The organism is Kitasatospora sp. NPDC007106, from assembly GCF_040634455.1.
Lineage (GTDB): Bacteria > Actinomycetota > Actinomycetes > Streptomycetales > Streptomycetaceae > Kitasatospora > Kitasatospora arboriphila.
Genome location: NZ_JBEYFP010000263.1, coordinates 1 through 7,718 on the forward strand (window position 1 = coordinate 1; position 7,718 = coordinate 7,718).

Here is a 7,718-nt window from a genome sequence, read left to right on the forward strand (position 1 = left end):
CCAGCCCGGCCAGCAGCACCACCGCGAGCCGCGCGGTCGGCAGGGCGAAGGACCCGGTGCCGGCGCTGTCGGAGGCCCGGACCAGCGCCCATCCGAGGAAGGCGCCGAGCCCCAGGCCGCCGACCGTGCCGAAGGCCGCGACGAGCACCGACTCCCAGCGGACCATCGACCGCAGCTGGCCCCTGGTCTGTCCGACCGCCCGCAGCAGGCCGAGTTCACGGGTGCGCTCGTGCACGGCCAGCGTCAGCGTGTTGGCGATGCCGAGCAGGGCGATCAGCACCGCCAGCGCGAGCAGGGCGTAGACCACGGAGAGCATGGTGTCCACACCGCCGGCGGCGCTCGCCGCGTACTCGTCGCGGTCCTGCACCTGCGGATTGCCGTAGCCGTCCGCGACGTGCTGAACGGCGGTCTTGCCCTCGGTGAGGGAGACGCCCGGCCGCAGCGCGACCGCCACCATGCTGTCGCTGTCCTGGACACGGTGCGGGGCCCAGGCCTCACGGGTCATCAGGTAGTCGCCCGCCACGCCGCCGCCTTCGTACAGCGCCCGGACGGTGAACGGCTCCGCGCCGTCGGTGAAGGCGACGGAGACCGTGGAACCGATGTGCCAGCCGCGGGCGGCCGCCTCGCTGCGGGAGACGGCGAGGCCGTCGGTGCCGAGGGCGGTGAGACTGCCGTCGACCCGTCCGAGGTCGACCACGCCGGGCAGCCGGGCCGGGTCGGTGATGTCCAGCTCGCGGCCGTGCCCGTCGATCCGGGCGACCCCGCGGCCGAGGCCAACGGCCTGCTCGACCTGCGGCAACTGCCGGACGGCCTCGGCGAGCTTCGGGCTGACCCCGCTGCCACCCGCGCCGAACGCGGGTGCGGTGACGGCGAGGTCGCCGGCGAACGAGCGGTCGACGGTGTCGTCCAGGGTGGCCCTGATCGACGCGGCGAACACGGTGAACAGGGTCACCACGGCGACACCCACCATCAGCGCGGTGGCGGTGGCCGCCGTCCGGGACGGGTTGCGGGCGGCGTTGCGGCGGGCCAGCGCACCGCTGACGCCGCGCAGCCGCGGCAGCGGGGCGCCGAGCACCCGGACGGCGAGCGCCGCGGCGACCGGGCCGAGCACCACGGTGCCGGCCAGCGCCGTGACCGCGCCCGCGGTGGTCAGCACCACCGAGGGCCCGTCGGTCGCACCGCGCACCGTGAGCACCGCCCCGCCGGCCAGCAGGGCCGCGCCGAGGGCGGCCCGGACCCGGCCGGTGCGGCCGGTCGCCGCGTCGTCCACCGCGCTCTCGCGCAGTGCGGCGAGCGGTGCGGTGCGACCGGCCCGGACGGCGGGCAGCAGGGCCGAGCCCAGGGTGACCAGGATGCCGACGGCCAGCGGCAGCACCACGGAGGCGGTCGCGACGACCATCCCGCCGGTCGGCAGCGAGAAGCCGAGCGCGGAGAAGAGCGCGCTGAGCCCGGCCGCCACCCCGATGCCGCCGACCAGGCCGGCCGCGGAGGCGACCACGGCCACGACGGCCGCCTCGGCGAGGGTGGAGCCGAGGACCTGCCGCCGGTGCGCGCCGAGCGCGCGGAGCAGCGCGTTCTCCCGGGTGCGCTGGGCGACCACGATGGCGAAGGTGTTGTGGATGGTGAAGGTGGCGACGAGCAGCGCGATCCCGGCGAAGACCAGCAGCAGGGTGGTGAACATGGTCAGGAACCGGCCGGAGACGTCGGCGGTGGACTCGGCGGTCGCGGCGTGCCCGGTCAGCGCCTCCACGCCGGTGGGCAGCAACGGCTTGACCCGGTCGACGAGCTGCTGCTGCGTCAGGGTGTCGGAGCGGAGCCGGATCGCACTGGCCTGGCCCTCGCCCTTGGGGGTGAGGTGGCGCTCGGCGTCGGCGAGGCTCAGCCCGGTGAAGGTGGAGGGGCCCATGCCGTCCGCGTCGGCACCGAAGGTGGCGATGCCGACGACGGTGATCCGCACCGGGTCGGGGGTGCGCAGCACGGTGGTGTCGCCGATCCGGAGGTCGCCGGCCTCGGCCGCGCCGCGGTTGATGACGGCCTCGCCGGGCGCGGCGGGTACCCGGCCCTCGGCGAGCCGGTAGGGGTTGAGCGTGCCGTCGGTGAGCCAGTTCCCGGCGAGGGTCGGCGGGCCCTTGCCGCCGATCGGCTCGCCGTTCCGGCCGACCAGCTGGCCGGCGCCCTGGACGGACGGCTCGGCCGCGCTCACCCCGGGGACGGTGCGCAGCCGGTCGGCGAGTGCGGTGTCGACCGGTGCCCGGACGCCGCCGGGGACGTTCTGCGCGGGCAGGACGTCGGCGCTGCGGACGACGGCGCCGGTGCCCGCGTTGGCGTCGGCGAACAGGGTGTCGAAGTTGGCCCGCAGGGTGTCGCCCAGCACCATCGTGCCGGTCAGGAACGCGACGCCGAGCAGGACGGCGAGGACGGTGCCGACCAGGCGGCGTTGGTGGGCGCGGGCCGAGCGGAGTCCGATCCGCAGGGCGGTGTTCATCGTCGGTCACTCCCCCGTGGGCCGGTGGCCGCGGTCGGGACGGTGGTCGGGGCGCTGATGGTCGGGGTGGCAGCGGTCGGGGCCGCGGCGGTCGGCTCGGTGGTGGCCGGGTCAGCGGCGGTGTGGGCGGCGCTGACGGCGGCGGTGAGGGCGGTGGCGCGGGTGGAGCCGGCCGGGGTGTCGAAGGCCTTCATCCGGTCGAGGACGAGGTCGGCGGTGGGCGCGTCCATGCTGTCGACCAGTCGGCCGTCCGCCAGGAACAGGGCCCGGTCGGCGTAGCCCGCGGCGGTGGGGTCGTGGGTGACCATCACCACCGCCTGGCCCATGGTGTCGACGGCCTGCCGGAGCAGGCCGAGCACCTCGGCGCCGGAGCGGGAGTCGAGGTTGCCCGTCGGCTCGTCCGCGAAGACGATCTGGGGGCGGCCGGCGAGGGCGCGGGCCACGGCGACCCGCTGCTGCTGGCCGCCGGAGAGCTCGGCGGGCCGGTGGTGCAGCCGGTCGCCGAGTCCCACCACGTCGACGAGGGCGTCCACCCAGGCCGCGTCGGGTGCCTTCCCGGCGAGGTCGAGCGGCAGGGTGATGTTCTCCCGGACGGTGAGCGTGGGCACCAGGTTGAAGGCCTGGAAGACGAAGCCGATGCGCTCGCGGCGGAGTTCGGTGAGCCGGCGGTCGTTCAGGGTGCCGAGCTCGGTGCCGCCGATGTGGGCGCTGCCCGCGGTGAGCGTGTCGAGGCCGGCGGCGCAGTGCATCAGCGTGGACTTGCCGGAGCCGGACGGACCCATGATCGCGGTGAACCGCCTGGCCGGGAACTCGACCGTGACGTGGTCGAGTGCCCGGACCTGGGTGGCGCCGATTCCGTACACCTTGACCGCGTCGGCGACCGCGGCGGCGGGGTGCAGCTGGACGACGGTCATTTCGCACCGCCGGGACGGTCGGTCCGGTCGGTGCGCTCGGTGAGCACGGCGCGCTTGGCGCGGTACTCGTCCTCGTCGATCTCACCGCGGGCGTAGCGGTCGCCGAGCGTGGCGAGCGGGCCGCCGCCGTGGTGCCAGCCGCCGGGGCCGTAGCCGCGGCGCCGGACGGTGCGCCGCAGGATCAGCACGACGAGGAGGATCACGGCTGCCCAGAAGAACGGGATCAGCAGGATCCACGGGCCGGGCCAGTGGCCGTCCGCGTGGGCGAGCAGGGTGTCCATGGTGTCCATCTCCTCGGTGCATGCCTGTTGTGGGGACTGCACCGAGCCTCTCGCTACGGGCCCCGGCCGCGCGTCGTCCCACCAGCGGCACCTGCGGTACTCCCGGCGTAGTACCGGGGCCGGGCGGGGCGCCGTCGCGGCCCGCGCGGAGGTGGCGGACCCAGGGCGGGCCGGCGGCACGGGCGGTGGTCGCGGCGGCCGCCAGGAGGAGGAAGGGGACGAGGGTATGCACCACGGTGCGCATCAGGGTTCGCATGCGGTGAAGTCTTCTCCGCCGCCGCAGCCGCCACCATCCCCCTGGTATCCCGATCCGACCTGCACCCCGGTGCAGGTCGGATCCTGAAACCAGCACCACCCCCGGCGCCGGTGCACCGTCCGACGGCCCGGCGCTAGCCCAGCCAGCCGGGCCGGACGAGCCCCGACTCGTAGGCGAGGACGACCAGTTGGGCGCGGTCGCGGGCGCCGAGCTTCACCATGGCCCGGCTGACGTGGGTCTTGGCGGTGAGCGGGCTGACCACCAGTCGGCGGGCGATGTCCTCGTTGGAGAGGCCGAGGCCGACCAGCGCCAGCACCTCGCGCTCGCGGTCGGTGAGTGCGGCGAGCACGGTCGGGCCTCCCGCCGCCGGCGCCTTGGAGCGGGCGGCGAACTCGCCGATCAGCCGCCGGGTCACACCGGGCGAGAGCAGGGCGTCGCCCGCGGCGGCCACCCGGACGGCGCGCAGCAGTTCGGCCGGTTCGGTGTCCTTGACGAGGAAGCCGGCCGCGCCGGCCCGCAGCGCCTCGAAGACGTACTCGTCGAGTTCGAAGGTGGTGAGGACGACCACCCGGACGCCGTCGAGCGCCGGGTCCTCGCCGATCCTGCGGGTCGCGGCGAGTCCGTCCAGCCGGGGCATCCGGATGTCCATCAGGACGACGTCGGGCCGCAGTTCGGCGGCGAGGGCGACGGCCTGCTCGCCGTCGTCGGCCTCGCCGACCACCTCGAGGTCGGGCTGCGCGTCGAGCAGTGCACGGAAGCCCGCCCGGACGAGCACCTGGTCGTCCGCGAGCAGCACCCTGATCACCTGGGTCCGCCTCCCGTCGAATCCTGCGGGCCGCCGCCGTGGGTCGGCAACCGGGCGAGGACCCGGAATCCGCCGTCGGGCCGCGGCCCCGCCTCCAGCGTGCCGCCGGCCGCCGCGACCCGCTCCCGCATGCCGATGAGACCGCTGCCGGAGCCGCCCGGCTCGCCCGCCCCGGCCGGGCCCGGGTCGTCGATCCGGACGGCCAGCCCCTCCCCCGACCAGTCGAGCAGGACGTCGGCACTGCGGGCCGCCGAGTGCCGGATGACGTTGGTCAGGGCCTCCTGGACGATCCGGAAGGCGGTCAGGTCGAGCCCGGCCGGCAGGCTGCGGGCCCGACCGCGGCTCTGCACCGAGACCGCGAGCCCGGCCTGGCGGGCCTGCTCGGCGAGCTCGTCCAGCCGGTCGAGGCCGGGGGCGGGGCTGCGCGGGGCCGCGGCGTCCGGGCCGCGCAGCGTGCCCAGCACCTGCCGCACCTCGCCGAGCGCCTCCTTGCTGGCGGCCTTGATCGTGGTGAGGGCCGTCCTGGCCTGCTCGGGCCGGGTGTCGAGGAGTTCGAGGGCGACGCCGGCCTGGACGTGGATCAGCGAGATGCTGTGGGCGAGGATGTCGTGCAACTCGCGGGCCATCCGCAGCCGTTCCTCGTCGGCCCTGCGCCGCCGGGCCTGCTCGGCGGCGGCCCGGACGGCCTCCATCCGTTCCGCGCGGAACCGCAGGATCTCGGCGACGGCCATCACCAGCAGCAGCCAGGCGGCGATGCCGAGCTCCTGCCAGCCGTTGGGCCGTGCGGCCGGACCGCGCAGCCAGTCCTGCGGCACCGCGAAGGAGATCAGCAGGTGGGCGGCGTAGAAGGCGCCCGCGCAGGCCCAGGCGGCGCGGCGGTGGCCGCGTTTCACGGCCGCGCAGAAGGCCACCACCAGGCTGAGGAACACCGGCCCGTACGGGTAGCCGGCCAGCAGGTAGGCCACGGTGACGACCGTCGTGCCGACCACCACGGCGACCGGGCGGCGCTGCCGGAACAGGAGCAGCACAGGGCCGAGCAGGAGCAGCAGGTAGCCGAGGGCGTCCAGCGGGAGGCGTCCGCCCTGGTGGCGGGCGGCCGCGCCCGTCCCGGCCAGCTGCGCGACCGCGACCAGCACCGAGGAGGCGACCGGCCAGCCCGCCTTCGCGGCACGGACCCACGGCGGCTGCCAGGGCGGCGGTTCGTCGGTCATGCCGGGAAGGCTAGTCGCCGTCCGGCCACCGCGGCGTCAGCCTGCCGGGGTGGGCGCGCCTACTCCCCCTGGAGTACGCGCGCCCACCCGTCCCCGCCGCGTGGCGCCGGCCCGGCAGGGCGCCCCCGGCACCCGGCCGACCCTGCCGATCGGGTATCCGGTCGGCCCTGCCGATCAGGCGTCCGGTCAGGCATCCGGTCAGCCCTGCCGATCGGGCATCCGGTCGGGGATCCGGTCAGCCCTGCCGATCAGGCATCCGGTCGGGGATCCGGTCAGCCCTGCGGGTCGGGGATGCGGACGGCGGCGCCGCTCACCCGCACCCGCCGCTCCCCCTCCCGCAGCTCCACGCGGAGGACGCCGGGCCGGCCCATGTCCTCCCCCTGGTGGAGGGTGAGGACGGCCTGCCCGAGGCCCTCCAGCTCACTCAGGTAGGCGCCGAAGGCGGCCGCGGCGGCGCCGGTGGCCGGGTCCTCGACGACCCCGCCGACCGGGAAGGGGTCGCGGACGTGGAAGACGGTGTCGGAGATCCGGTGGACCAGCTGCAGGGTGGTCAGGTCGAGCCGGGTCATCAGCCGGGCCAGCCGGTCGAAGTCGTAGGCGAGCTCGGAGAGCCGCTTGCGGGTGGCGGCGGCCAGCACCAGGTGGCGGGCGCCGGCGTAGGCGATCCGCGGCGGCAGGGTCTCGTCGAGGTCGTCGGCACTCCAGTCGAGGGCGGCCAGTGCCTCGGCGACGTCCGCGTCGGAGACGGGTTCGACGGCGGGCTCGACGCTGGTCAGGGTGGCGACCGGCCGGCCCTCGGCGTCGGCGGCGACCTCGACCGGCACCGGGCCGGCCTTGGTCTCGAAGAGCAGCGGGCCGGGGCCGATCCGCTCGGCGAGGGCGACGGCGGAGGCGATGGTGGCGTGGCCGCAGAACGGCACCTCGGCGAGCGGGCTGAAGTACCGCGCCGCGAAGGTCCGCGGGCCCCGGGCGGTGAGGAAGGCCGTCTCGGAGTAGCCGAGTTCGGCGGCGACGGCGAGTTGCGTGTCGTCGTCGAGCCCGGTGGCGTCGGGCACCACTCCGGCCGGGTTGCCGCCGGCCGGGTCGGCGGTGAAGGCGGCGTAGCGCAGGACCTCGGTACCGGGTGGAAGCGTCATGCCCGGCAGAACGTGCCGGGGTGTCCGGTGATTCCCGACGGACCGGGGGCGGTCACGACGGCCGACCAGGGGCGGCCGGGGGAAGCGGTCCGCACCACCGTCCGGTGGCGGGTCACCGGGACGTAACCTCCGGTCCCCGATCCGCCATGAGAGCGAGACCCGCCTGCAAACCTGCTGTCATGACGGGCCGTCATCCTTGAGGTCAGAGGTAATCAGTCGAAAGGAACTCAGAATGAGCGACTACTCCGTACTCGTTGCCGCCCTCGTCGAGCTGTCCGGCGAGCGCGACCTCGGTATCGGCGCGCCCGTCGCGGTGCGCGGTCACGAGGCCGACCGGCTCGCCAGCCTGGCCCGGGGCGGGGGTGAACCGCCCGCCGGCCGGCCGGCTCCACTGCTGCGGCTGCTGCGCCGCCGCACCGCCGGCCGTCTCCGCTTCTCGGTGTGAGCCGCCGCGGCGGACGGCGGCCGCGGCGCTCCCGCGGTCCCGGCGGACTGCTCCCGGCAGACTGCTCCCGACGGCCCGGCCCGGTCAGCCCGGGTCGGGGCGGCGGGGGTGCCCCACGATCTGGATCCGCATGCGCGGGGGGGCGTGGCCGCGGACCAGCATGGTGGCGGCCGCGTCGGGTGAGC

7 protein-coding genes are annotated in these 7,718 nt (G+C 75.9%); 1 reads left to right on the top strand and 6 read right to left on the bottom strand.

Annotated features, from left to right (window positions below; translation table 11 throughout):
• From ABZ641_RS20110 to ABZ641_RS20135, 6 genes are all read right to left on the bottom strand, one after another.
• The coding region (locus tag ABZ641_RS20110) for an FtsX-like permease family protein (protein WP_359983519.1) at positions 1 to 2,485 on the bottom strand (2,485 nt) is incomplete at its 3' end.
• Positions 2,482 to 3,399, bottom strand: a complete 918-nt coding sequence (locus tag ABZ641_RS20115) for an ABC transporter ATP-binding protein (protein WP_359983522.1) — start codon at positions 3,397 to 3,399, stop codon at positions 2,482 to 2,484. The genes ABZ641_RS20110 and ABZ641_RS20115, both read right to left, overlap by 4 nt.
• Complete coding sequence (locus ABZ641_RS20120) at positions 3,396 to 3,680, bottom strand: SHOCT domain-containing protein (protein WP_344625093.1); 285 nt, start codon at positions 3,678 to 3,680, stop codon at positions 3,396 to 3,398. The genes ABZ641_RS20115 and ABZ641_RS20120 overlap by 4 nt, the downstream gene beginning before the upstream one ends.
• A gap of 389 nt (positions 3,681 to 4,069) precedes the next feature.
• Positions 4,070 to 4,741, bottom strand: coding sequence for a response regulator transcription factor (locus ABZ641_RS20125; protein WP_344625074.1), 672 nt, complete (start codon positions 4,739 to 4,741; stop codon positions 4,070 to 4,072).
• Positions 4,738 to 5,952, bottom strand: a complete 1,215-nt coding sequence (locus ABZ641_RS20130; protein WP_359983526.1) for a sensor histidine kinase — start codon at positions 5,950 to 5,952, stop codon at positions 4,738 to 4,740. The genes ABZ641_RS20125 and ABZ641_RS20130 overlap by 4 nt, the downstream gene beginning before the upstream one ends.
• A gap of 272 nt (positions 5,953 to 6,224) precedes the next feature.
• Positions 6,225 to 7,088, bottom strand: coding sequence for a PhzF family phenazine biosynthesis isomerase (locus tag ABZ641_RS20135; RefSeq protein WP_344625076.1), 864 nt, complete (start codon positions 7,086 to 7,088; stop codon positions 6,225 to 6,227).
• 232 nt (positions 7,089 to 7,320) lie between these two features.
• On the opposite strand from ABZ641_RS20135, the gene ABZ641_RS20140 reads away from it, so the two are divergent.
• Entirely contained in the window at positions 7,321 to 7,533 is a 213-nt protein-coding gene (locus ABZ641_RS20140; RefSeq protein ID WP_344625077.1) for a hypothetical protein, read from the top strand.
• Positions 7,534 to 7,718: the final 185 nt, after the last annotated feature.

Excerpts from the sequence above, each read along its gene's own strand:
- ABZ641_RS20115 (WP_359983522.1), bottom strand. The coding sequence starts at position 3,399 with ATGACCGTCGTCCAGCTGCACCCCGCCGCCGCGGTCGCCGACGCGGTC.
- ABZ641_RS20120 (WP_344625093.1), bottom strand. The coding sequence starts at position 3,680 with ATGGACACCCTGCTCGCCCACGCGGACGGCCACTGGCCCGGCCCGTGG.
- ABZ641_RS20135 (WP_344625076.1), bottom strand. The coding sequence starts at position 7,088 with ATGACGCTTCCACCCGGTACCGAGGTCCTGCGCTACGCCGCCTTCACC.
- ABZ641_RS20130 (WP_359983526.1), bottom strand. The coding sequence starts at position 5,952 with ATGACCGACGAACCGCCGCCCTGGCAGCCGCCGTGGGTCCGTGCCGCG.
- ABZ641_RS20140 (WP_344625077.1), top strand. The coding sequence starts at position 7,321 with ATGAGCGACTACTCCGTACTCGTTGCCGCCCTCGTCGAGCTGTCCGGC.